Source organism: Shewanella sediminis HAW-EB3 (genome assembly GCF_000018025.1).
GTDB classification, from domain to species: Bacteria; Pseudomonadota; Gammaproteobacteria; order Enterobacterales; family Shewanellaceae; genus Shewanella; species Shewanella sediminis.
In genome coordinates, this window is the sequence record NC_009831.1 from 2,715,629 (window position 1) to 2,742,182 (window position 26,554).

The 26,554-nt window shown below is 42.9% G+C and carries 18 protein-coding genes; 5 read left to right on the plus strand and 13 right to left on the minus strand.

The features are described 5' to 3' along the window. Window positions 1-32 precede the first annotated feature (32 nt). Both SSED_RS11815 and SSED_RS11820 read right to left on the minus strand, forming a co-directional pair. Complete coding sequence (locus SSED_RS11815) at window positions 33-395, minus strand: group I truncated hemoglobin (protein ID WP_012142596.1); 363 nt, start codon at window positions 393-395, stop codon at window positions 33-35. Between the two features lie 246 nt (window positions 396-641). Continuing rightward, entirely contained in the window at window positions 642-1,874 is a 1,233-nt protein-coding gene (locus SSED_RS11820) for a patatin-like phospholipase family protein (protein WP_012142597.1), read from the minus strand. 771 nt (window positions 1,875-2,645) lie between these two features. Between SSED_RS11820 and SSED_RS24045 the strand changes: the two genes are divergently transcribed. Next, window positions 2,646-3,914, plus strand: a complete 1,269-nt coding sequence (locus SSED_RS24045) for a sensor domain-containing diguanylate cyclase (RefSeq protein ID WP_012142598.1) — start codon at window positions 2,646-2,648, stop codon at window positions 3,912-3,914. A gap of 281 nt (window positions 3,915-4,195) precedes the next feature. On the opposite strand, the gene SSED_RS11830 is transcribed toward SSED_RS24045, so the two are convergent. The 4 genes from SSED_RS11830 to SSED_RS11845 all read right to left on the minus strand — a co-directional run bounded on the left by SSED_RS11830 (window position 4,196) and on the right by SSED_RS11845 (window position 11,696). Further along, on the minus strand, window positions 4,196-7,258 hold the full coding sequence (locus tag SSED_RS11830) for a UvrD-helicase domain-containing protein (RefSeq protein ID WP_012142599.1): 3,063 nt from the start codon (window positions 7,256-7,258) through the stop codon (window positions 4,196-4,198). Window positions 7,259-7,777: 519 nt separating this feature from the next. After that, window positions 7,778-8,557: an N-acetylmuramoyl-L-alanine amidase gene (locus tag SSED_RS11835; protein WP_012142600.1), complete on the minus strand. Its 780-nt coding sequence runs from the start codon at window positions 8,555-8,557 to the stop codon at window positions 7,778-7,780. A gap of 295 nt (window positions 8,558-8,852) precedes the next feature. Next, window positions 8,853-10,106, minus strand: a complete 1,254-nt coding sequence (locus tag SSED_RS11840) for an HD domain-containing phosphohydrolase (RefSeq protein WP_012142601.1) — start codon at window positions 10,104-10,106, stop codon at window positions 8,853-8,855. Window positions 10,107-10,805: 699 nt separating this feature from the next. Further along, window positions 10,806-11,696 carry a LysR family transcriptional regulator gene (locus tag SSED_RS11845; RefSeq protein ID WP_012142602.1) on the minus strand — a complete coding sequence of 297 codons (891 nt, stop codon included), beginning with the start codon at window positions 11,694-11,696 and terminating at the stop codon, window positions 10,806-10,808. 134 nt (window positions 11,697-11,830) lie between these two features. On the opposite strand from SSED_RS11845, the gene SSED_RS11850 reads away from it, so the two are divergent. Beyond that, window positions 11,831-13,087, plus strand: coding sequence for an adenylosuccinate synthase (locus SSED_RS11850; protein WP_012142603.1), 1,257 nt, complete (start codon window positions 11,831-11,833; stop codon window positions 13,085-13,087). A gap of 848 nt (window positions 13,088-13,935) precedes the next feature. On the opposite strand, the gene SSED_RS11855 is transcribed toward SSED_RS11850, so the two are convergent. Further along, the gene (locus SSED_RS11855) at window positions 13,936-14,994 is read right to left on the minus strand and encodes a PepSY-associated TM helix domain-containing protein (RefSeq protein WP_012142604.1); all 1,059 of its coding nucleotides are present in this window, start codon (window positions 14,992-14,994) and stop codon (window positions 13,936-13,938) included. A 735-nt stretch (window positions 14,995-15,729) separates the two neighbouring features. Here SSED_RS11855 and SSED_RS11860 point away from each other — a divergent pair. The 3 genes from SSED_RS11860 (at window position 15,730) to SSED_RS11870 (ending at window position 18,404) form a co-directional block, all read left to right on the plus strand. Further along, window positions 15,730-15,909, plus strand: coding sequence for a hypothetical protein (locus SSED_RS11860; protein WP_041421665.1), 180 nt, complete (start codon window positions 15,730-15,732; stop codon window positions 15,907-15,909). A gap of 339 nt (window positions 15,910-16,248) precedes the next feature. After that, window positions 16,249-17,064 carry a rhodanese-like domain-containing protein gene (locus SSED_RS11865; protein ID WP_012142605.1) on the plus strand — a complete coding sequence of 272 codons (816 nt, stop codon included), beginning with the start codon at window positions 16,249-16,251 and terminating at the stop codon, window positions 17,062-17,064. 185 nt (window positions 17,065-17,249) lie between these two features. After that, a complete protein-coding gene (locus tag SSED_RS11870) occupies window positions 17,250-18,404 on the plus strand; it encodes a PQQ-dependent sugar dehydrogenase (RefSeq protein WP_012142606.1) in 1,155 nt (384 codons plus the stop codon). Window positions 18,405-18,643: 239 nt separating this feature from the next. Here the strand turns inward: SSED_RS11870 and SSED_RS11875 are convergent, their stop codons facing one another. The 6 genes from SSED_RS11875 to SSED_RS11900 all read right to left on the minus strand — a co-directional run bounded on the left by SSED_RS11875 (window position 18,644) and on the right by SSED_RS11900 (window position 26,461). Then, window positions 18,644-20,320, minus strand: a complete 1,677-nt coding sequence (locus SSED_RS11875) for an AMP-binding protein (RefSeq protein ID WP_012142607.1) — start codon at window positions 20,318-20,320, stop codon at window positions 18,644-18,646. 713 nt (window positions 20,321-21,033) lie between these two features. Beyond that, window positions 21,034-22,158 (minus strand): HNH endonuclease, encoded by a 1,125-nt coding sequence (locus SSED_RS11880; protein WP_012142608.1) that lies wholly within the window; start codon window positions 22,156-22,158, stop codon window positions 21,034-21,036. Beyond that, a complete protein-coding gene (locus SSED_RS11885) occupies window positions 22,155-22,841 on the minus strand; it encodes a class I SAM-dependent methyltransferase (protein WP_012142609.1) in 687 nt (228 codons plus the stop codon). Before SSED_RS11885 ends, SSED_RS11880 begins: the two co-directional genes overlap by 4 nt. Before the next feature lie 340 nt (window positions 22,842-23,181). Beyond that, entirely contained in the window at window positions 23,182-24,963 is a 1,782-nt protein-coding gene (locus SSED_RS11890; protein ID WP_012142610.1) for a DUF262 domain-containing protein, read from the minus strand. Window positions 24,964-25,129: 166 nt separating this feature from the next. Next, window positions 25,130-25,405 (minus strand): hypothetical protein, encoded by a 276-nt coding sequence (locus SSED_RS11895; RefSeq protein ID WP_012142611.1) that lies wholly within the window; start codon window positions 25,403-25,405, stop codon window positions 25,130-25,132. Between the two features lie 66 nt (window positions 25,406-25,471). Beyond that, window positions 25,472-26,461: an ADP-ribosylglycohydrolase family protein gene (locus SSED_RS11900; RefSeq protein WP_012142612.1), complete on the minus strand. Its 990-nt coding sequence runs from the start codon at window positions 26,459-26,461 to the stop codon at window positions 25,472-25,474. Window positions 26,462-26,554: the final 93 nt, after the last annotated feature.

The following is a 26,554-nucleotide window of genomic DNA, read 5'->3' on the forward strand; positions in this document are numbered from 1 at the left end:
TAGGGCATAGATGAATACACTGAAAATCTATCTTAAACGCCGATGATCTCTTCCTTAATAGAATAAGCAATCATCAACATCTCTTGCTTTTCTCGCTCTCCAACACCATTTTTATCCAACGCCACTATGATGTCGTCCAGTACAGCCATATATTCACGTTCATTAATGTTCATCGCTCTATGTGCATCCAGCATATTCTTGCCGGTGTAATCTTGCGGCCCTCCGGTACCCGAACAGAGAAACTCGGTGACAACCTTAATGACTCTATCTCTATCTGAATCTTTGTATCGGCTGGCAATTGTTGGGTTAGCTGCGTGGGTATCGAAAATATCGGCAGCAATAAGCGCAATCTTTCCCTCTCCACCTAAGCGCTCATACAAACTTGTATCACTCATCGTAAAACTCCTACCTGAAACTAATTAACACATCTAAGCATAGTAAAAAGCTTCTTTTATGGAGCTTAAATGCGTATCAATTTCACCTAACTTGAAGCGTAAAATTGTAAGAATTTACGTAATAAGTTTTTTCTATTTAGAGTCAATAGCTTATTGAAGACCATCGGTGATGTGAACAAGAATTTGAAGGTAGAAATATCCAATTTCAAAATTTATGGAGCCAGTAATAACTGGTAAGCCCCTTCGTTAAGGTTTTTCTGATATTTTAAGGAACTTAAGTTCTTTAGAGTCGATACCTGGCGGTTTAGCTTTCCACAAGTTTCCTAATTGAAACTTTGTATAACCGTAATCGAACAGTGCTTGCATATATTCTTTTTCAAATGAGTCACTGCTAAGGTCTTCACGCTCAAAATCATTATCAATGTAGGCCATGTTGAAATTCATATTTGCTTCGTGAGCCTTGTTGTACAAGCGCATTACATCACCACGTCCTTGATATTTCAGTAATGTGGATATGGATCTGCCTGTGATGCTTAGTAGCTTTAGTTCCGTCTGTTTATAGCTAGCCTTAAATTCACCATTACGTATGACGAATAAATTGCGATCTCTTTCGGGGTAAGTTAACAGCGCTGGCGTTATAGATATTTCATCTGGAAGTAAAAAAACTTGTCGCACAACACCACCGTCAACATGAATTTCTTGATATTGCTCCCCTTCATACTCAACATTCACAGGCACCGCAGGAAACATACCAGGAATAGACGCAGACGCTAACACAATATCTTCAAACAGCTTCTCTGCTTCAGGGGTTCCCTGTGACGCAATATATCCCATATCCCAAATAGCCATGCGCTGAACATCGAGATTAGTTGTACCTATTAGTAGAATGCGTCCCTGTCCATATGCCTCAGCAGTTCGTGAGAGTAATTCTGGATTAATGGTGTCACGTACCTTGGATTCAAATTGGCTGGTATCGAATAAAGATAGGCTTGTGATCGCAGCGAGAAAGCCTTTTTTAACATATAAATCTTTAGCATCGGTTGAAGTATAAAAGCTGGTTAATTGGTCATCATAGTCTGTTCCTAAAAAAGCAAAAACAGATATAATCGCGCCAGTGCTGATACCTGTTACGGCTAAAAATTCAGGTCGTGATCCTGAATCACTCCAAGCCTTGAGAATACCAGCACCAAAGGCACCATTTTCTCCACCACCAGATAGAGTCAACATATTGGCTTCTTTAAAACTACCATCCTCATTCAACAAGAGCCCTGCAGCGTCCTGCCTTGCAAGTACGGTCTCACCATAAGTGCCAATAACATAGTCATTAACATCGCCCCAAGCTCTAATTTCAGGTATCCCCATAGGTTCAACTTTATTTACAAGGTGTTCAGGAACTGGGGTGTAGTCAGGTACTGTTGAGCAGCCGGAAATGAAAAGCAGAGACAACAAGAAAAACAAGTACTGCTTATTCAGTTGCATAACCTAATCCTTTTATTAATTGAAAACAACCTATGTCATTTCCATTATCGCAGAATGTTAAAGCAATATTAGTCAATAACTTACTTGAGGTGGACGCACTCTACTTGCAGCTATATCTCTAGGGTATAAACAAATAGATTCTTTAAAAAAGTTGGTCAGCATACGGTGTGGTTTGAACTAATCAACTCCAATAAAATCAACTAGAAACCAATTAACAGATCTAAGCATAGTAAAAGACATGCACTTAGTATGACTATCTTACAAAAAATAATCACACTAATAGCGCTTACAAGAGTAAGCACAAAGAATCGATTTAATAGGTTAAACTAGCTTCAATATCCGATTCGATCACGTCAACGAATGGGGTACCAATTAAGCATGTTTTATCCTATCTAGATTCCGGCCAAAGGCATGCCGGAATGACAAAGGTTAGTTCGATTCGCGGCTAAAGCCAGCTCCTACAAATCGTCATTCTTCGCGGCTAAAGCCGGCTCCTACAACTCGCTATACCTTCTACTGCTGCTTCTGCTTACTAATCCTCCATTCACCCTTTATTCAATGATTATGCAAAATAAAAAATATAACCCCGAGAATTTTCTAACCAAAATGCATATTTTAGAATAAAAATTCACGCTAGTGGTGTAAATTCTCAGTAAAAAACACCATAAACGACAAATTTGAAGAATGTCAGAGCCGAACCCTTAGATCAGGAAAAAACTGCAACTTCCAACTAGACTTAAATGGTTGATCTTGGAGGTTGAAGCTAAACTCATGTTGAAAACACCACAAAAATTACAACAAATGGTCGATGCCATCCATGCAAGTATTGCCGTGGTTGAACGACATGAGCATGAATTTATCATTCTTGCCTGTAATGAACGCTTTAAAAATATGCTTGGAGAAAATCCTAACCTCACTCCTTATTGTTCGCTTAACAGCATTCTGGCTACCTCGATGGCCAATACTCTGTTGAGGTTTCTTCCCGAGGTATTTGATACCGATGAACCAATAGAGTTAGAGCAGGCATTCGAGAAAGGTCAAAAGTCGAAGTGGTGGCGTCTGTTCTTGAAACCTATGGCACAACCCCATGGTCATCAAAAGCGAGTGATGATAACGGGGATAAATATGGATGATAAAGTCGCCCTCGAAACTGAAATTAATAAGACTGGAGCCAGATACAGCTCTGTGGTTAAGGGAGCCTTCGATGCCATCATCACCATGGACAGATACCAGACAATTAACTATTTTAATCGGGCGGCAGAGCTAATCTTTGAATATAGCGCAGAAGAGATTATTGGCAAACCAATCACTAGCCTGATGCCTGTTCGCCACAGAGAGCACCATTCGGAATATGTAGAAGAGTTTAACAATGAAATAGTCTCTTCTCGTGATATGGGAGAGAGGATACAGATATATGGCCTAAAAAAAAGTGGCGTAGAGTTTGCTGCAGAAATAAGCATCTCTAAGATACTTGTCGAGGGAGAGACGGAATTTACCGCGATCATCAGAGATGTTTCGCAGCGAACACAGCTACTCGATGAACTGAAATTCAAGCTTAATACCGACTATCTGACAGGGCTTAGAAACCGTAACTATCTCGATCATAAACTAATCAGCATGTCGAACCGCTTTAAGCGTTATGGATTTAGGTTTTCCCTGTTGATGATCGACTTAGACCATTTCAAACAGATCAATGATACCTATGGCCATATGGTTGGCGATCAGATCCTGAAATGCTTTGCCGATGCAGCCACCGCACTGCTACGCGAGGGAGATAAAATTGCACGATTCGGCGGAGAGGAATTTGCAGTCATTCTACCCGGAACCGAGCTATATGCGGCTAAACTGACTGCCACACGGTTATGCAAACACATTAGTGAACAAGCGTTTATCGGGCCAGATGAGAAAGTCATTCCATTTACTGTCAGTATCGGTGTCGTAGAATTTGAACCTGAAGACGATGTAAAAAGTATAATGAACCGTGCCGATGAAGCCCTATACAAGGCCAAAGTCGGCGGCAGGAATCGTATATCCGATTGAGTATGGTTTTAAGTATAGGGACAGCAGATAAATACCCTATTTTTCCATTTAATACGAAAGCATTCGCGGCTAAAGCCGGCTCCTACATTTGATCTCCAACAAGTCATCGGCCTGAACTCATTCTTTGCAAAGAGTAGAATCCAGATATAGTTTCTGACAGGCAGAAAGATAGATTCCGGCCTGCGTCGGAAAGACGAAGATTATTCGTATCGCGGCTGAAGCCAGCTCCTACAATGTTAGATTCTTCGCGGCTAAAGCACGCTCCTACAGTTAATCTAAACCTAGTTCCTACATAATTGTGCGATCTCATGGACAAACGGGCTAACTCCTTTCCTGTCGGCCAGCAAGTACACCTTATGCTGAGCACGGGTCAACGCCACATAAAACAGACGGCGCTCTTCGGCGAAGTTGAAGTCCTCCGCCTCAGGAAGTAAAGCATCTAATACGGGAGGCGTTGTCTTCAGAGATGGGAAACCATAAACGCCGGTAGTCAGCCCCATAATAATCACATAGTCGGCCTCCTTACCCTTTGAGGCGTGAAAAGAGTGGCACTCGATGTTAATACCAGGACAGGCTTGATTGAGTAAAGCTAACTCCTGTTGGTCGGGTAACACAAACCAATACCTCGCCAGCAGATAAACTGTGGGCTTAGCTTTTTGCTTAAATTCTGGTTTGCCTTTCTCCTTGTTCACTAATTGCGTAATCGCATTTAAGGTCTCGGTGAGCGTACTCTGTTTTAACAGGCTTTGATTCAACTGCCCTTGATTTAAATGGCCTTGATCACTCACATCACCGCTCTGCTTGTTTGCAGCCCTTGCTTTAACAATCGACACCGCAGATCTACTGCCTTTGGTGATCGAATTGATTGTCTTCTTAAGCTGCATAGGGTTTTGCGTGACAAACCGGGACGCGACATCACCGATACGTGAGTTAAAACGAAATGTAAGATCTAAATGACTCTTAGTGACGGAGCCAAAATAGTGTTCAAACTCAGTGGTTAGCTTTACATCGGCACCACTGAAACGATAGATAGCCTGCCAGTCATCTCCGACACAAAACAGTGAAGCTGAACGCCCGGATTTTACAGAGCTTGTAGCTTTAGCTCGGGTTTTAGCTTTGTCTTTAGAGCCCGCGGCCGATTTTGCCTCTTCTGCAGGTTTCTCTTTTGAGACTCGACAAGTTGAATCTCGCAGCGCCCTTATCAGTCGAGCCCTTGGTTCAGAGATATCCTGAAACTCATCCACCATGATAAAGCGCCAGGGAGAGACAAACCGGCCCTGTTCAATATACTGAATCGCTTTCGCTATCATCTCTTCAAAATCTATCTCACCACTGTTATTTAAATGGTCACGATATGACTTCAAGATGGGCTTTAATAATGTAAATGCGGCTTGCGTTTGTTTCTGTTCTGCCGACTCAGACAGGAGCCCGGCCAGAGACTTATCATCCAGACACGCCCCCCGATACAGCGTCAGTACCTGACTGAATAACTTTACCAGTTTGGTGATATCGCCAGAGTGACGTAGCTGGGCTAACAGTGTTTCATCATCCATAGGAGCGCGTTTAACCCGATATTTGGTTAGGGCCTTGGAAAGTACCTTAAGCATCTGTCCCTGATTGTGCTGGTGGTGATACAAGTCGACATAGTGAGTGTTATTTTGACTATGAAGCTCGCGTCTCCACTCTATCGAAGCCTGATATGAGTCATTATCGATAAAGGCAGGCGCGGCACCTGTTTCATCGATTTCGAAGTAATCGATATAAAGATCATATTGAGGCAGATAGAAATCACTCTTGTATTGACGCGCTTTCTTATCAGTAACCTTGTGTTGGTAGCTGGCTTCATAACGGTACTCAATACCTTGCTTATACAGCCAGTTGGCTATCTGCAATTCACCAAAACTCTTTACCTTATCGCCCTTGAAAGTTCGAATATCGTTAGCACTGAAATAGTCTATACAGTCTTTTTCACTCTCGAAATCAAAGGGACTCATCTCTACCTGAAAATGTTCACCGAAGAACGCCAGAAATCGCTTACGATAACGCTTCTCTTTAATTAACGACTCGAGCGCGTCATTAAGCCAACTCTCTTTGCCTTTCTCGTCATTAATCCAGGGAGACAACTTAGGTGTTGTCCCTTCGACCTCGGTGATAATTCGCAGGCCCAAACTATGAAAGGTGCTTACCCTGATATCATTACCAACGCCCATCTGTCCCTGGTTTTTTTCAGGAGAGCCTAATAGCGGACCTAGCTTGAGCTTGATACGCTCTTCCATCTCTTTGGCGGCAACCTTTCCATAAGCGAGCAGTAAAATATCATCGGCGATAGCCTGTCCGCTTTCAATCAAATACCCTGCCCGGCCAACCATAACACTGGTCTTTCCCGTACCGGCTCCGGCCAACAAGAGATTGTTATTATCATCGATAACACAGGCCCGGCGCTGTTTCTCAGTTAATGGATTAGACTCTACATTATCGAAAAACGCCTTGTGCCGAAGCAACTGCTGCTGAACGTACAGCTCACGGATATTGTCAATATCTCGGTCTGTCCAGCCTTTAAACTGCTGCAGCTTAGATAAAGCAGTTTGGGTCTCTTCGTCCAGATTAAGAGAAGGATTCTTTGACCAGGGAAACCAACGTGCATATTCTCGCGCGACACGGGCTGAGATGCTCTTAAGGCGTGATTGACGCAGATACTCGCCGGATATCGCATCTTCTATTCTGCTGACCAGTTTACATAATCTTTCTTGATTAGCCTCAGCCCAGAGCAGGGCTATATCTTCACCAAACTGTGACTTTGAGCCGTAGGACAAAAATGGGGTACTGTAGATCTGCTCATTTGTTGAAAAGCTCATCAGGTAGCCGAAGAAACTCCAATTAAACACCGCAGGTTTATCCAGCTGCTGCCAGTTAAAATGAAGCGCAGCACCCTTATCATCGTCATCGTTATTTTCTACGTTTTTTTCAAGTGAATGGCGATCGGTACTGCTATTTTCACTCTTATTAAAACGTTCAGCCGTAAAGAATCGATTCTGATGCAATGTAGTGAGAGTAAGCCCACTAGCATCAAACCTGACTGCAAACTCTGACTGCTTAAAGAATTGGCCAAACCAACTATAAGGAATCTGCTTAACGGCTTGTTCTTCACTCGAAGCTCCTACTTCAACTAAGGAGGAGAAAGGCTCCCCTGCCGGAGGTGTGCCAGATGATAAATCAGATAAAGAATCAGACGATGTACCAGACAAAATATCCGATGGAGTACCTGATGATGGTCCAACATTTGGTTGTGCAATAGTTAACGATTGAGATGCTATTATTGGCTTTGTAGTACTGAGTCGAGACAAGATGGGTCCTAAAAGCTCAGCCTAAAAGAGATGGCACAACGCCGAGGCTAAGAAGTACATGAATGTGATATAAATTTAGTTTACAAGATACCCGAACATGAGTCATGAAAGCAGCAACTGACAGCGCAATAATCCAGCGATAAGGCAGTGATCATAATGAAGTCAGAATTACGAATTGAATTATGTAGGAGCGCGCTTTAGCCGCGAAGCTTTTTGTAAAGGAGTGCCATTCCCGGCTAAAGCAGGTCTTACATTTAGATATAGCTCTGTTCATTACCTTATGTGTAAACAGCAGCTTTACCCTCGTAGATGTATATTCTTTGTAGGGGCGTGTCTTACCCACAAGGATGTGACCCTCTGTAATTTTGACTCTAGAGAACACGGTTGCAGGAAGTAGAAATAGGCAAGAATATCATGATAGAGGCTGAATCCACTTTACGATGAGTCTGACTCCTTGTCGTCTTGTCGTCACTCCGGTGAATGCCGGAGTCTATTCTTAAGGGATTTCATGAGCAGATGCTACGGCTCACAGCAATGACCGGCCCTGGTTGTTACCGCTAGATTCAAACTATCTGTATCACTCGTAACAGAGGAGGCACTTGTTTCGAACACCAGAGGATGCCGCTCATTCAATACAGATTGAGACAATACCTTGTGTTTAAACGCCTCCCATGGAAAGTTTTCACCAGGATCGGAGCGGCGAGCGGGGTCCAGTTTGGCATGGGAGATAACATGTTTGAGATTGGGATACTTGGCCCAGGCATAGAGGACGATACGAGCCAACATATCTATCTGCCATTGGGAATAGGGATCTCGAAAATATTGAACATTCTGAGTATTAACCAGCTCAACACCTAAGCTGCGATCATTAACATTGAGGCCCTCACCCAGTATCGATGCATAATCGACGTTGCCCACATGATAGGCCGCTTTCGATTCTGCCACCATGGCCCAGATAAAATGACCATGCTCGGCTTCATTTTCATCGGGTATTATCCAGTGTGCACTCGCCTTTCTCTCTTTCCACGTATCCACAGCATGTTTCGTTGCATAACCTGCAGTGGCATGGATCACGATAGTATCGATAGACTCAAACACATCACGCCCGCGCGAACGAGCTCTGTTCTTGGTTAGCCAACCGAACGCGGGATGTAGCTCCTCTTTTAAGGGGACAAAATCAGGTCTTTGATCCGCAGGAAGTGTGAAATGGAAAGTCTCTGGGTTAACTGAACCGGAAGTAGCCAAGCGAGTGGCAAGTGAAGAATGAGTAGCATTACCTGAGAAAGCTGAATTAGTCATATTCATTCCTTGAATAATCTTATAAGCAATTTGCCGTCCTTGATAACTTGCGAACTAAGGCAAGCTTATCGATGTACAGCTAAGATATTAGCTCAAAACAAAGGGATAGCAACTCTTCTCGAAATCACATTATATGGCTGGTAAAAAATAGCTGTGAATCATAGCCGGTAACTTATCGTCAGTGAGGTTTCATGAGTAACATATTGCAACTGCCTTATTGTGAGTAATCTATTACGAATAACCTATTACGAATAAATAGCTCTCTACTGAAAAAGATCATTATCACTATGTCGCGCTAGCTATCAGGCGTAGCTACAACCTGATTAAAAACATCGACCCAATATGGGTCAAACTGCGTCCCAGAGAAGTTATTGATTTCATTCATGGTTCGTACTAACGGCCGCTTAAGCAGTGTTCGATGAGCTCTTTCATGGGATCTGGCATCGAAAGTGTCTGCAATGGCTAAGATTTTAGCGCCGTGACAAATATCAGCTCCTTTCAAGTGGTTTGGATAACCCGAACCATCCACCTGTTCATGATGCTGTAAAACCATTTTAGCGGCCTGTGCCCATCTGTCTGATTCGATGAGCAACTGACAACCAGAGTTGGGATGCCGATGTAATGCTTGTCGCTCCTCTTCTGTGAAGGCCCCTTTCTTGGTAAGAAGAGAGCGTGGCAGGAATGACATGCCGATATCGTGAATTAATACGGCAACGGCGAGCTGGGTCGGGTCAACCTTTCCCTGTGACTTATCATTCATCGCAAGCGCTAAGAGTAATAAACGTACCGTACGTCCCTTCCAATAAAACGAACGGTTTTCTAATGGGGTACTCAAGCTTTCGAAGAAGCCGATATCTTCATCGTGTTCTATCCCATGACTTTCAAGCACATCTTTAATGTTCTTATCGGCAACGACTTCATTATCAACCAGATAATCGGTATTAACTAAAGGCTCTCTGGGACCGTCGCTGCTGACTTTTGTTTCCGGCGTAACCAGAGATTTATCATCGCAATCATCTAACGTTTCGAGAACCTCATTCGAATGGGTGTTATTTAAGTGAGTATCCGGGTCTAAAATAAATAGGCAGTTTTTAATGTATTCAATTCTAGCCTCAGGCGCGACATCGGCAATGCAGCTGATATTGATACACAAACGATCAATCTCATCATCAGACAATACACATGGCCTATCATCTATTTTTGACTGAACCATATTCTCAGTCTTATCGAGCGTGAGTAGGACCACATCACATAACAGACTGTCATAGTCGATGCGGTTCTTTCTGATGGCATCCAGCAAGTCTTCCACACTCTGGATAAGCGGCGTGATATCTTTCAAACCCACATAGATCAGATTGCCTTTAATGGTATGAATAGACCTAAACAGGGAATTAAGCAGAGTGGCGTTAGTGGGATCCAACTCTAAATCGATTAAAACAGAGTCGCATGTTTCATGAGCCGTCTTGAAGTCATCATAAAAATCTCCCATGGCGTCCATATCGATCATATTTTCGCTACTTTCTTGTTGAGAACTTCCTGATTCAACCATACCTAACACCCCAAAATTACTACTTTTTTAACAATGAGTCATTCATGTGCTACTAGTATAGTCAGGATATATCTCATTGCAGAGATGAGCATGATCTGGGCCAATAATATACGAATTAAACAGGAAAAATGATCAGGACAAGTCCACCTCTCGAATCTAGTCCTCCATCCTGGCCTTCAATAGTCATTCAGCCCCTTAGATAGTCATCCTGGCCTTCAATAGTAATACCGGCCTTTATTAGTCATTCCGGCGAAGGCCGGAATCCATTTTCGTATAAGCAAAAATCACAAGCTGGATTCTACTCTTAACAAAGAATGAATTCGGAATGACGACCTGTAGAACCTGGCTTTAGCTGCAAAGGTGTAAGTTCCTTTGTAGGAGCGTGCTTCAGCCGCGAAGCTTTTTGCAAAGGAGAGGCATTCCCGGCTAAAGCCAGTCCTACATTTAGATATAGCTCTGTTCATTCCCTTCTTTGTAAACGGCAGCTTTATCCTCGAAGATGTGCTTTCTTTGTAGGAGCGTGCTTCAGCCGCGAAGCTTTTTTCAAAGGAGAGTCATTCCCGGCTAAAGCCGGTCCTACATTTAGATTCAGCGTAGCGCCGTCTTTGCTTCAACAGCGAAGCGTCATCTCTGCTTGTCCAGATCACGGAGTGAGCATCGTCTCAGCTTGTTTAGCGAAGCGTCATTTTAGCTTTGCCTCTACTTCTGCGACCGAATAATCTCCTCATCGACCCATTTTAATAACTGCTTAATCGCTTTCGATAGGATCTGATTTTGACGCACAATATAACCCAGGCTGGTGGTGGGAAACTCGGGTAATGGCGTCACCTTGGTCTTAAGGCTTCGTTTAGTATGAATCGAGAACTCCGGCACTATAGCCACACCAAAACCCGCTTCTGCCCAGTCTATCTGTGCATCGACACTACCCACCTCCATGATCCGATACTTTGGCAGATTCAGCGATGGCAAGGCTAGGTCGAGCAGATCCCGGGTACGGGTATCATGGCCCAGTAAGATCAAGGTGGGTTCACTCTCTAATACCAGTTCAGGCTGCAGCTTTGCCTGTTGCCATAACGCCAGATTATCTCCTAGCGCGCACCACCTGATCTGTTGTAACTCGGTGAAGTGCAGCGGCTGACTCTCTTTTTGGGCTATCACAAAGCCCAAATCAGCTTGTGCGTTTTTAACCAATTCTGATGCTTGTGATGAGGTGGTATTCAATAAAGAAAAATCGATTCCGGGGAATTCGGCTTTAAACAACTGAAATGGTGATATCAAGAGTAAGCGAGAGATGATATCGCTGGCCGCGATGGTTAGCGTCCCTTGGCTAAGATCATTAATCGCGTTGAGGTCCGCCTGACAAACCTGCAACTCCATTAAGGTTTTCTGGCTAGTCTTCAACAATCGAACGCCCGCTTCGGTCAGGTGAAATGGATTACGTTCAATTAACTTAACCCGCGTCGTACTTTCTAACTGCTTGATATGCAGGCTTACGTTAGGTTGAGTCATGTGCAGCGCCGCTGCGGCTTTGCCGAAATGTTGGTGCTCCGCTAAGGTGACAAACGTTTTAAGCCAATTGAGATCCAGCATACCCTTACCTAAGTTCTTGATTCGTTACATTACCATCATATATGAATTTCTTATCAAACCGATAATAATAATTAATTTCTCATATCAGAACTATTGAATTAGCATAGCTGCTTAATTATTCAGGAGTGTGAGTTATGCCGTCTATTGTTGTTGTTGGTGCTAATTGGGGCGATGAAGGTAAAGGCCGTATCGTTGATTTTCTTGCGGCAGATGCATCTGCAAGTATTCGTTTTCAAGGTGGTAATAATGCGGGGCATACAGTCGTTAATGACTTTGGTACCTTTAAATTACACCAGCTTCCAAGTGGCATATTCAACCCTGACTGTACCGCAGTTCTCGGCCCAGGCATGGTCATCAGCCCTGCAGCGTTAACTGAAGAGATTGCAGAAGTAAAAGCGGCTGGCGTGAATGTAAAACTACACATCTCAGATCGTGCCACTCTATGTCTGCCTCTACACGCACTCGAAGATACCCTGGAAGAGGAACGTTTAGGCGATGGTGCTTACGGTTCAACAAGACAAGGTATCGCACCTGCATATGGCGATCGCGTCATGAAAAAAGGCATTCTTGTCGGTTGGTTAATGCAACCTGAAGTCCTACTTGAGCGTATTAAATTTATGCTCGATTGGAAAATGCCACAACTGAAAGCCCTCTACCCTAGCTGTGACTTCAGCCAAAGCGCTGAAGAGATGACCGCATGGTTATTAGAGGTAACAGCACCTTGGCGCGAATTTATCTGCAACGTGACAGAACCACTAAAAGTCATGCAAAGCAATAATGCCAGCTTGCTTTTTGAAGCCCAACTCGGTGCAGGTCGTGACTTAGTTTATGGCGAATACCCTTGGACAACCTCTTCAAACGTAACGGCAGCTTACGCCGGTATCGGTAGTGGTTTACCTGCACTTCGCCCTGAACGTATCATTGCAGTGGCTAAATCATTCAGCTCATCTGTCGGTACCGGTACATTGGTAACGGCAATGGAAGAGCAAGATAACTTCCGTGAAACATCTAATGAGTACGGTGCAACCACCGGCCGTCCACGTGATATGGGTTACTTCGATGCCGTCGCAACACGTAATGGTGTTGAGCTTCAAGCCGCTACCGAAATCGCACTGACAAAGATTGACTGTTTAACTGGCATGACAGATCTGAAGATCTGCGTATCTTACGAAGGTGAGCATACTCAAAACCCAATCTGGCCTCAAACCGCTGCCCTATCTCCTGTCTATGAAGAGATGCAAGGTTGGAGCGAAGACATCACAGGTTGTAGAACCTTTGAAAGCCTACCTGAAGCCGCGCAACACTATGTACTTCGTATCGAAGCGCTAATGGGTGTAGCAATCAGCATGGTATCTGTAGGCCCTGAACGTGACCAGATGATCCTGCGCTAATTTGCTGCAATAGCTGAAGTAGATTTAGCTGAGAGTGGAGCCTGGATTTAAAACAGGTTCCATTAGTTACAGACTTACTAAAGATAGACTCTGCAACCTACACTCAAAAAAATCAGAATAACTGATGCAGGTAATAGTAAGAAGTGTCGGCAATGTTTGAACATCTGTTGACTTAAAATGGAACCCATACAGGGTTCCATTTTTTTTGCCGTCATCTGGACGACAAGACATGAATCGATTCTTTTATCCTGTCATCTGACCGCCACGGTATGATGCGTTCTAGACGAATTTAATTCGAGTCGATAAGCATTTATCGACCCGGCGAAGGCCGAAACCCATTACCTATCATTTAACTACAAATTGTAGGAGCTGGCTTTAGCCGCGAAGATTTTTGCAAAGCAGACCCATTCCCGGCTAAAGCCGGTCCTACATTTGATATAGCTTCGTTCGTTCCCTTGTCTGTAAATGCCAAGCTTTATCCTCGAAGAGGCGGATCCTTTCTTGGAACAAGCTTTAGCCGCACAGATGTCATCTTTCTGTAGGAGCTGGCTTTAGCCGCGAAGATTTTTGCAAAACAGACCCATTCCCGGCTAAAGCCGGTCCTACATTTGATATAGCTTCGTTCGTTCCCTTGTCTGTAAACGCCAAGCTTTATCCTAGAAGGTATGGTGTCCTATCTTTGCTAGCCATTCAGACCTTCAATCGTCATTCCGGCGTAGGCCGGAATCCATCTCATGGCTTATAAACCTGTATTCTAAAATCTGGATTCTACTCTTTACAACGAATAATAAAGCCAGAATGACAGATAGCTCTCATTCTGACCTTTCTCACACATCACCTTTTGCAAACTAATTTTGCAAACGCAGCGCTGCTCTGGTTTTCATTCGACCAAGAACCTCCTTCCTCACAAACGTCACCAAGGCAAAACTCACCATAAATGTCCCGACGACTGAGCTTAAGATAAGCATAAGCAGATACCAGGTCGGCATTCTCGCCCCATCATGTAAGAAACGTGCACTGTATTTAGCTTGATAGGCAAGACCCTTATCACTGAAGGTCTGCGCTGAATCTAACTTACCCGTATTCAGGTCAATTTTAATAGTGTCTGTTTGCATAAGGCCTAAGGCATTATCGCCATTAAAGCTCAGTGAATAGACATAACTATCGCCTTCAACCTTACGAGGTTTAGACACCGCAACCAGCTCAGACTCCGGCCATATTTTTTGGGCTGCGACAATCTGTGCCTCCCAATCACCAGCTTGTGCCAGAGTAGGCTTATGTCGATTGTCATCAAGTGTAGAATCACCCCAGAAACCATAAGTGATATACGCGCCACTAATTGCCATGATCAACATTGGGATTGAAAAAATAAGCCCTAACTGGATATGACTCTTAATCAAGGCACTGTTTTTACCTGTTTTAGGTAAGGTATGTTTCCATCTGAAACCATTACGAATAAGCCACCAAAGGTAAAGCCCGATAAACATAATTACCGTTGCTAAGATAGCGCTGATGCCGTTGACATGTTTGCCCACATCACCCAACTGAAAGTTGCGATGAAACCAGAACATCCAGCTTTGCAGAGAGTCTTTACTTTTTACCTGGGTGCCAATTTCATCAAACCCTGCGGTTAGAAATACAGATTGCTGACGAGAATAAGCATCAACATAGGGATGCATCTCCGTGGGTAACTTAACCCCTGATGCCTCCGGGTAGTTCGCCAGAGCATTGGCAGCTATCTCAGCCTTTTTCTCATGAGTTAGCTCCGAATAGACCTGACCTTTATCGTCCAATCGTTTAAACAGATCTGCACCACCTAAATAGATACCGGTAGTTAATACAATCAGCATGATTAAACTGATAAAAAAGCCTATCCAGTTATGAAGTGTTTTAAATATTTTTGTCATACCAATTTTTTATTATTTGTCCACAATGGCGCTAAGGTTATCAGTAATGATTCCTATTACAATATTCAAAATGGGATTTACAAAGTAAGGTTTTTAGACTGGTTTGCTATATTGGTATGGTTATGGAAAACATGACACCTAATTCTGGCTTCCCCCCTTGAATATAAACCTATTTCTGAAATATCCCACTCCCATCAAATCCAAATTCACCAGTTGTAGGAGCGTGCTTTAGCCGCGAATGCTAGAAATTATAGTAAACGAGGATTACCACATCTGACCCACACGGACGTGGGAAATGCTTGAGTGATATCAGGAATATCACAGGCCCTATGGGTCAGATTGCGGAAATGCAGGTTATGCACGACTAGATGGATATAGGAGGTAGAGCGAAGCAGGATGCTAGAGCCGAGGAGCAGTTGCCGGCGTAGCTTTTCTAGCGCAGCGTCATCTCAGCTCTACCAACGAAGTGTCATCTTAGCTTGTTCAGCGAAGCGTCGTCTGACCGCCAGGGACGGCGGAAATGCCGGTTATGCAGGAGCAATTACCGGCGCAGCCCCTACAGCATAGCGTCGTCTTAGCTCTACAACGAAGTATCGTCTTAGCCCCTTTTCTTCACTTTAAAATTCAATTAAGGGAAGAATAAGGTAAGGCTGCGATACTAATATTATTGAATATCAATCGTTAGACGCTGTTTTCTCTGACACAGTTACACTTTCACTCGTACTCAGGAATTACATGAATCAGATAACTATCATCGCCTTGGTCACCTTAGCCGTGCTGGTTGTGGCAACGATAATCATCATTCCGGTGACCAAACTAATGTTCAATGTTGCAGTCACTGTTATCCCCTTCATCATCGTCTCAATAGGGGCCTATTACATCTACCAACATCTACTTAAAAGGAATAAACAATGAATACAATCATAGTGATAGGCGCAATCGTTTTCTTTGCAGTACTTCTGGTAATGAGTACATCCAGTAAAAGTTAAAAAATCACCGAGAACTAACCCAGAAAAAGCGCACTTAAAGCCAACCCTCAGAATCAGGATTAGTATCGAGACTCTTCTCATATCAAGTGCTCTCGATACTAAACTCCCTCCCCTTTATACCTTAAATGACAAACCAGGCATCTTCACCCGCGAGCCAAGACCCAACAATAAGAAGGTTCCCGCCATTTTTAACTATGCTTACTATTGATGCTTATCTCCGGTCTGATTAGTAAGGACCTGGCACTGTTTGTAAGTGGGTATGACGATGAAGTTACAAAGGTATTGGATTGGATTACTTCCGCTAATAATGAGCTGCCTATTCGCACCTGTATTGGCCACAGAGCCCCAAGCGGAACAAGCTGACGCTAACTTTCCACTGCGCTTCGTTTATAAAAACATTCCGATCATCGATCATCTTACGTTATATAAACAGCTGGAAAGTACCATCGTCATCGACGTGCGATCCAAGCATGAGTACGACACGCTACACATCAAAGGTGCGCTCAATATTTCCATCTCTAATCTGGGGTTTATAACAAGAATTAAGAAGTTACGGGTGCAAGACTCACGTCAAATCGTGTTTTACTGTAACGGCATAACCTGCGAAAAATCCTATAAGGCGAGTGATAAAGCGATTAAGAATGGTATTACGAATGTGGCTACCATGGACCTTGGGATATTTGGCTGGATTGAGGCTTTTCCTGATGCCGCGGTAATTCTAGGCGAAGATACGGTGCCGGAAGATAGACTGATCACCAAGGAGAAGTATCAGTTACACCTTTTATCACCCGATGAGTTTGTCGCGAAAATTGATAAGTCGGTGATGGTTATCGATATCAGAGAGCATTATCACAGAGACCCGGTTATTCTCGAGGGGGTTACCCGGGTCGCATCATCAGATAAAGTCCTCGGGCTTTTACGTAAGGCCAAAAATAATCAGCAAACTATCTTGTTTTATGATGCAGTAGGCAAGCAAACACCCTGGTTACAATACTTAATTGAAAAAATAGGTGTAGAAAATTATTACTTTATGGATGGCGGCGTAAAAGCCTATGTTGAAGCGGGTTTACCTATAGATTAAGTTATGAATAATAAGCACACATCTCTACGATGTAGAAAACCTTAACCCCCACGAGAAAACCAAGAATTATCATAGTCGATTGTTTTTCACCCAAAGCTGCGTTATAGATATTACTCTGTTGTAGATAACGAATTTTAGCACTAAGAATGAGTAAAACCCACTCAACCGCTGCCCAAGGCTGACCAATGAAAAGTTTACCGTTAATTTTGACCTTATTAACTGCACTGGTCTCAATAGATAGCCAGGCAAAACCCTGCGAAGAGTATCGGCTTGAGAAGGTCGCTGCAGGTCTCGGGATCCCCTGGGGCATGGCCTTATTAGACTCGAATACACTATTGGTCACCGAGCGAAGTGGACAACTGTTACAGCTGGATCTTACCACCGGGCAGCGTCAAACAATTATGGGCTTGCCGCCCATTTACGTCGATGGACAAGGCGGCTTACTCGATATCCAACTCGGCCCTTCTAATTCAAGTGATGGCTCTGGCACTGATAACAGTAAGGAGCAATGGCTCTATTTCACCTACTCAAAGCCTGTCTCTGGTCAGGGCCGAACCACAATTGCAAGAGCCCAGCTTCGAGGAAATGAGTTAGTTAACTGGAAAGATCTACTTATCACGGAATCGGCAACCGATACCGGCCGTCATTTCGGTTCGCGCATCGCCTTCGACGACAAAAGCCATCTATTTTTCTCGGTCGGTGATCGCGGCCATAGACCCAACGGCCAGGACTTAACTACCCACGCCGGTAGCATTCTCCGATTAAACCTCGATGGCACTGTGCCTAAAGACAATCCCTTCGTCTCAGGTTCTGATATTAGTACTGACAGCAAAAGTAATGCACTGCCCGAGATCTACAGCTATGGCCACCGTAACCCTCAGGGGCTGACATTTGATGCTAAAAACCAACGCTTATGGTCGATAGAACATGGTCCCAGAGGCGGCGATGAGATTAATCTGATAAAACCCGGCCATAATTATGGCTGGCCCGTTGTCTCATTTGGCAAGGAGTATTGGGGACCGATTAGCGTCGGCGAAGGCACATTTAAAGAAGGGATGGAACCACCAGTGAAAGTCTATACCCCATCCATCGCCCCCTCGAGTCTGTTGGTCTATTCCGGACGCGCCTTCACCGAATGGCAAGGCAATCTGCTCAGCGGTGCACTTAAACTGACGCACCTGAATCGCATCGTACTCGATGGCGAACACGCCAGCTCTGAGCATCGACTGCTGACCGAGCTTAACGAACGGATACGTCAGGTTATCGAAGATGAACAAGGTTATCTGCTTATATCCACAGACAGCGGGAATATATACCGTCTTAGGCCCTGTGGTGTTTAGGACTGTAGCCGTAAGCATATAGAGTAATAAAGAAGTGGTTAGCTAACAGCACTAACCCACTTTAGGTGCTCATTCCCGCACCTTGATAGTTTGCATACACGTGTTGATAAACACCCTGCCCCATATCAACCAACTCATAACCTTGATGAAAAATAAAACTGCCACCAGCTTCTTTTTCCCGAATTTTACGTATAAAACCGTTTTTTTAAGCTGATGACATAGGACGTCAGTAATAGCGCTTATGAATCTCGTAATTCTCGACGTAAGATCTTCCCAACATTTGATTTTGGCAATTCATCTCTAAATTCGATTATCCTTGGGTTTTTATAACCGGTAAGATATTTTCTACAATGTTTTTTTATTTCATCAACGGTCACATGACCTTTGCGTACAATAAATAATTTAACTTTTTCTCCTGTGGCGTCATCAGGAATGCCAATGGCCGCAGCTTCGATGATGTGAGGGTGAAGTGTTGCAACTTCTTCAATTTCAGTTGGAAAAACATTAAATCCCGACACTAGAATCATATCTTTTTTACGGTCTTCAATATAAAAAATCCCATCGTCATCCATTCTTCCTATATCGCCAGAGCTTAACCAACCTCCTGCATGCATTACAGTATTGGTTTCGGCTTCTTGTTGCCAATAGCCTTTCATCACTTGGGGCCCTCTAATTTGAATTTCACCAATTTGGTTGGGGGCTAAAGGTTCATTTTCATCATTAACGATACGGAGTTCAGTGCTGGGTAAAGGGACACCAATTGAAGAGATAAATGACTGTTGTTGATGAGTACCTGCAGCGACCACAGGGGAACATTCAGTTAAGCCATAACCTTCTATGACAGGCATTCCAGTGAGCTCTTGCCAACGATCAGCAATATTTTTCTGCGTCGGCATTCCACCTGCAATAGTAAAACGAGCGTGACTAAAATCTAATTCTTGAAAACCAGCATGATTGTTTAGACCATTAAAAAGTGTATTTAAACCAAAAACCATTGTGAATGGATATTTACTTAAATCTGCTACGAAACCATCGATATCTCTTGGGTTGGTAATGAGTAAATTCGTTGCACCGAGAAAGAGCATAAACATCATACTCACTGAATTGGCAAAAATATGATAAAGCGGAAGTGGGGTTACTGCATATTCCTTATCATATAAGGTTCTTGGGCTAAAATGCGCATGAACCTGTAGAACGTTAGAAATAATATTACTATGAGTAAGCATTGCCCCTTTCGCAGGACCAGTCGTTCCACCTGTATATTGGAGGTATGCTAAATCATCTACTGTTATTTGGGGATCAATAAAGGGAAGTTTCTTGCCTTCGGTTAACGCTCTACGCAATGAAATAGCGTCGGGAATATGGTATTTAGGCACTATTTTTTTGACATGTTTGATAAGAAAGTTAACCAATGTACGCTTATGAATAGCTAACTCATCGCCGATTTTGGTTAAAATAACATGCTTAATGCTAGTCTCATGCAGTATTTGCTGAAGGTTGTTACCAAAATTTGTTACGGCAACAATAGCACTGGACCCTGAGTCTCGTAATTGATGTTTTAACTCTCGAGGGGTATAAAGTGGATTAACATTGACAATAATGAGTCCTGCTTTTAATGCACCTAAAATAGTTATGGGATATTGCAATAAATTAGGCATCATCAAGGCGATTCGTTCGCCTTTTTTCATTTTTAGTTCAGATTGTAGATAAGCAGCAAAAGCGTTACTTTTACTTTCGAGATCTTGGTAGGATAAGCTATGTCCCATATTAATATATGCTGCTTTTTTAGCATGCGCACTAAAAGACTCTTTGAACAAGTCATTGATATTATTATACATACTTGAATCTATTGTTGTGGGCACATCCTCAGGATATTTTTTTAACCACGGTTTATCATTTGTCATTATAGCCATCATTAATGTTGTTGTTTAAACATCACTATTGTAAATTAATTTACCTAATTAGTATAAAAATAATAGGTTGAATTCAATGGATTAACTACTGTTCTAGGGGGTTAGCAGTAGCTAATCTCTCGGAGTGTGACTCGTCCCTACTTTTATCGCTTTTCCAGTTCACTCTATCTTTCTTCAACAATGAAAAAAGCATTCCGCTACTGCATTATCATGACAGTTTCTACTGTGGCACATGCTTGCTTAAGGGGTTGTTGCTAAAGAAGCATCGTCAGTCAGAAAAAGATAAAGGGGTCAGAGCGAATAAGGTAAATCCCTCCTAACTTTCTATCATTAGGGGTCTAAACGAGTTACAAAAAGCAAGTAATAAAGCTCAAGTGGAACAATGATTATTCTTGTAAATTAGCGAGTACCGATGTGGCAGCGAGCTTCCAAAAAGGGCAGAAATGAGTTACGAAGCCTAGCAATAAAGCCTAATCGAAGAGAGGCAATAACCAAGTGTAGATGCTGCTGCGAGCTTAGATTGCATGGCGAAGTTTCACATTGTGAAACTAACTGAGCGAGAGGTAGGGATACCGAACTGGCATTTAAACATGGAGGTTATTTGAAATCGCAGAGCGTACAGGGACACTTCTTATGAAATCAAGAGCCAGCGTCTCGTAGAAGTATCTGCACATCCCCCCGCAGGGAAGCGATAGATAACAATGAAGGTATAACCTTCACACAAAATGCCCTTTATCAGTTTGTCCAAACGTCTCAAAGCTCTTGCCCTTCCACCAAAGCGGTGACTGGTTCTGAACGGCTAACTGATAAGCCCATGTGGCAATCGCTTCAGAGCGCCCACTTTCACAAACAAAGTAACTGCTAAGTTCTGTGGTGATTGTATTCGTATTCCGGATGATGTTTTGCTCGAACCAGCGTTCTTTGTGCTGCTCTGCGGCTAGATGGTCACTTTTCGCGTTATTACATGTGCTGTGTGCCAGCACGAAGTTATGACCGAGATCGTTAGGGTACCTAGCCCAAGGGATGAAGTGATCCACCTCGCCAGTTTCTTTAAGCGGCTTGTTGCAGTAGAAGCATTTTCCCTTTTGAATATCGTGCAGCACAGGACTTGCTTTGATGATGGAGTTTCTGTCACTACCAAATAGGAATTCCGACAAGTTACCCTGCCCGCCAATGACGGCATGGTTTAACGGGAAATCACACACCTTCTGCGTCCAGTGACTGCGGGCAAGTGATACAACCAGATCGTGAAAGCGCCTGAAACAAAAAGCGATACCTGGATTTAGCACGATATGTTTTTGTGTTTTATCATGTGGGTAATAGAAGCACTCTTCGCTGCCCGCCAATAACTGCAAACGCCACAGCGGTCCCTCCTTGAAGGTGCTGCGGGTCTTACTGAGCAGCTTATACCAATCAGGATGCATTTTCAGCTGAGCTAAGGTTCTAACACCTTGATTGCGATATTCAGCGAGATTCTTAATCAATGCTGATTGTTTTCCTGCATTTTGGAGCGGGATAAATGGCGTGTCGACAGTACCACCCATACCACTGGTACTTACAACTTTGGCCGCGCTAGTATAAGGCAGTGAATGTTGCCAATAGAGCTCGATAAACTTCTCAACCAGTTCATCTATGGTGATGATATTCTCCGGCACTCTTTCGCAAGCATCGAAACCTGAAACATTATTGAATGGTCTCTCGATACAGATATCGGCTAAAGCATGTAGCAATGCAAACTTATAGGTGGCGGCAAAGTCCCCCTCGACAAGTAGTCGTTGCAGATAAGCGATAAACTCGACCTGCTTTGTGGCATCTATTTGGGAAAACGCTGCTGAATTCATTCAGGACAGCCATTTATTGCAGGACTGTTTGCTACAGTATCATTAGCACGCTGTAGCACCACCGTTTCCCAAAACACTTGGGTACGACCGAGTTTATCGGTATCTCTATCGGTCGAGTCTACAATCGCTAGATGCGCCCTTTTCGCCAAGGTCTTTAGTTCATTGACGCTCATCGGATGCATGACTCTGTTGTCATTATTTGGCCCGTGGCGCAGTGAGATAACCAACTTGCCATGGGGTGCAAGTAGATTTTCGAGGGTTTGCAGTGCGACGCTGCGCTCATTCGGTGGAATGTGCATCCACACGGCGCTAAGTAGAATAAGATTGAATCCATTTTGGTAGATTGTCAGGCGATTTAGGCGTGGCAAACTATCAACGATCCAAGTGACATTGTGCCCTTTGGTGTACTTCTTACCTAAGTCCGCCAAGAGATGAGCGGGCTCGACGGCAACCACATCTACCTTTTGTTCTGCTGGCGTATGTTGAGACGAGCAGTGCTGGGCCAGGTATTTTGAATCGCGGCCAATACCCGCACCGACATCTAATATGGATAAACCTGAAACGTGATGGTCGAACAGTTGATTAAGGTGAGGTAACCAGGAAGCATGCACCTCTTCAAAGGTGGTCGATAGGTACTGGCGGGCTAACAGATCTGCATTGTCGTTGTAAAACTCGGTTGTCACAGACGCGATTCCTTTTGCTTAACCCGGAGAGATGTTTTTACAATCAATAAATTACCACATTAAGGGTGATAAAAGCATCAGTTAAGTATCTGTTTATGTGAACGATAGCGGCAATCTGTGACAAAAATATCAATCCAGTGCTCTTTTAAGCCTCACAGCATATTCAGGGAACACTGAGATATCGTTTTGGTCGGTGCATTTGACCATTGAAACACCTGTCAGATAGTCAGAGAACGCATCTAACAATACAGTCCTAATTATTGCGCCACAAAAGATTTGTTTGTGACGCCCATAGGTTTTTGTCATAAAACTTCTGTGCCAATATGTACTTGCAACTTACTCACACCAGCTCAACATTAGCAGAAGAACTTACTGAAACATTTAGCAAATTAATAAGCTTCAGTTTTAAAACATTACGACGTTGCTCATAAAAACTAAGGTAGTCTTCAAATGCCAGTGAGGTGTCACTAATTATATGATGTTGCCGCAAAAAGCTTTCTCTTGCAGGCTGTGTCGGGTGAACAAGATTCAACCACTCATCAAACGATTTGTCACTCTTCTCAATATTTTGAGTCGCTTCTAATAACTGCAAATTTGGTAAGCAGTTAAAGGTTGCCAAAAACTGTTCGATTTGCTCATCTGAAAGCCCGTTAGTCTTCAGTTGGTTTTTCTTAAAGAAAGACTGGGGATGAACATGATCTTGATGATACTTAAAATTGTAATTTAGGCTTGGGTACAACAAAGTTAACGTACAATAGGTTTTTGCTTTGCCATATTGATGGCTTAACAAATTATCAACATCATCCTCAGTAAAGCTAATTGACTTACTGCTTCCACGGTAGTGGTTTATCGTTTCTTGCAACGGGAATTTACCAAGGTTTTCATTGACCAAATCTCTCATCTTGGGATAAATCGAATCAGGCTGTCCACCAAAAGTGCCTTTAAGTAACACTCGAGCTAACCAGTCTTTAACTGCTATCCGATCTTCAAATCTCTGTACTGAATGGAGGATGCTGTTTTCAAAGCCATTTCTGTAAATAAAGTAAGCGATTGGAATAATAGTGTTAGTTGCCGCCAAATTTTCTCGACTAAAACCTAGTTTAGATACCAACTGGATACTCGAACACACAGCTGCTGAAATTTTATCCCAATTCAGCTCAATTTGAGCCATGTTCTCTTTTGTGAAATTATCCACTTTAAACTTAACATCAAAGTCTGAAAGTACGAGACATGATTTTAAAACAATATCTTTGTTAAAATTAAAGCCGTCTCCAATTTGATTTATGTCATCGACAAACTCATGGATAACTTCACGCGCATCCTTGTCTTTCCATTGTGCCGTTGCAATGGATAGTAAAAGGTCTGAATAACTTAGCTTGGTACCACCACTGTTAATTCGAATAAATATTTGCAGTACTTTGTCTAACTCTTCACTTTTTTCAAGGTAGTAACTAATGGTGCCTTTATCATGGATAACCTTGAAGAACTCACTCAGTGTATTAATGGCAAATTCAGATTCTTTCTCAGTATAGAATGATGTGTCCATTAGCTTATTTTTCATCATAAACATGGATACCTTACCCATGTCTGTCAGCTCAAGAATTTTCCCACATTCAAACCAGTAATGGCCATGGGTTTGAGTTGCGTCCTCTTCTGTTAAGAATTTAAAGTCATACTCAACCTCAAGTCCATCAGACGGCTTTAATAGGTTCAAATACAACTTCTTCGCAGGGAAAGCATGTGGACTATTCCATTGATAATAAGGCATCTTTTTAGAATACGTCCCCGTAAGTGCGATAAACATTGACGTCATTCGTTGCTGACCATCTAACAATGCAATGATATCTTCGTCATCAGCAGGTTCTGCTTTACGGTTATGTCGGTTATCTTTTTCATGATAATTATTTAAAAATTCATAAAACTGAAAATCTTTTACTTTGTTCTTATCGACCTTCCAAAACAAAAAGGTACTGATAGGATAATCACGCATCAATGAGTCAAACAATGTTTCAATTTGGTCCGTATCCCAAACAAATTCGCGCTGAATAGATGGCAAAAGATAGCGGCGTTTTTTAATATTCTCTATGGCACTTCTAATCGTGATTGGTGTTTGGTAAGCCATTAGATGGTCCTCTGCTGAGTTTGTTAAATGTTTCACTTCCCCCTTGCAAAAACACCAGTAGACCTGATGATCACATAAGGGTTATTAACTATTTATTTGAATGAATCTGACAAATTTAATGATTGTCTGTATTTATGTTTAACGCCAACCTTTTGTAACAGGCTATTCAATCCATTGAATTAACTAATATTCGACAATACTCCATCGAACTAATCAGCTCACTATCTGAAGTATTATCTGAACTATTACAAGAGCTACTGTCTTCACACTCATAGGGCCTTACACCCAGCTTCCTACGTCTTTCGTTAACTTCATCTTGATATACTTGGCTCATCGGATTGATGCCACGTTTTCTGGCTAAAGCATCGCAATAGCTGTCGTAGACAAAGTCATACTCTTCAGGAAAAAGCCCCTGATGAAGCTTGTTAATATCTGTTTCCATCGCTACTTACCTTTTATGCATAGATCATATTTTTTGTAACACTTCGAGATAGCGGTAAATAACTTGTCAGATCTCATGTTTTAGTAAACTAAAGTTCGTATACTCATGGGCCAACATAGGGGTTGTGATTAGCAGTGCAGCTTTCTCTTCTATTGTCTCTTTCCAGGCCAATTTGTTCAGCCAGTTAGCCGGCAACCCTGATAAACCATAATAGGCACCTGCCAGTTGACCGTAAATCGCGGCGGTGGTGTCAGCATCGTCACCTAAATTTGCGGCAAGTAATGCGCCCGACTCGAAGTCATTAGTCTGATAAAAGCACCAAAGCGCAGCCTCAAGTGACTCTACGACGAAACCCGTGCCTTTAATTTGTTGACGTGATTTGTTCTTGTATTCACCCAGGGCAATATATTTAATCTCTTCTGACCATTCACTTGAAATCGTGTCAAGCAGAAAAAATGGCAATTCAAAAAGTTCATCTTTAGGAGGTTGGCTTTCGCTATTGAGAAGCTTGTGAATATAAAATGTCATTAGCTGGCAAGCTTGAATACATCTGGGTTCGCCGTGTGTTGTAGCACCACTAAACCATGCTGCGGTCATCGCATCGGTTATAGAGGCACTGTGATACATGAGTGCAACTGGCGCAATTCGCATTAAGCTACCATTTCCGGCGCTGTATTGTGATCTGCTGCCAGCCATGGCATTACCATCATTCTGATACGAGATTAATGCATTTTTTACTGTATTACCGATATCGAAGCACTCAGCCGTACATGAGTTAAGACCATCCTGGTACCAGGACCAATACCGCGCCACCTGATCCTGAATATCATTCTTGCCAGTGTGAATAAAACTATCTGCGAGACAGAGCATCATGGCAGTATCATCGGTCCACTGACCCGGTTTTAGTCTAAAGGGGCCGCCACCAATCATATCGGTAAGGTGTTGATAAGAATCTTTTGGTCTGAACTCCAATGTCGTACCCAAGGCATCGCCTAAGGCAAGACCAAGCAATGCACCTTTTGCACGTTCAACTAATGAGATAGATTTCTGATTCAAAATGGTTAATAACCTGTAATAGTAAGTGGTTTAGTTTCAATGTGGCCATGCCACAATTGATGAAAGTCAGGACGATTATATGTAGGTATGAAT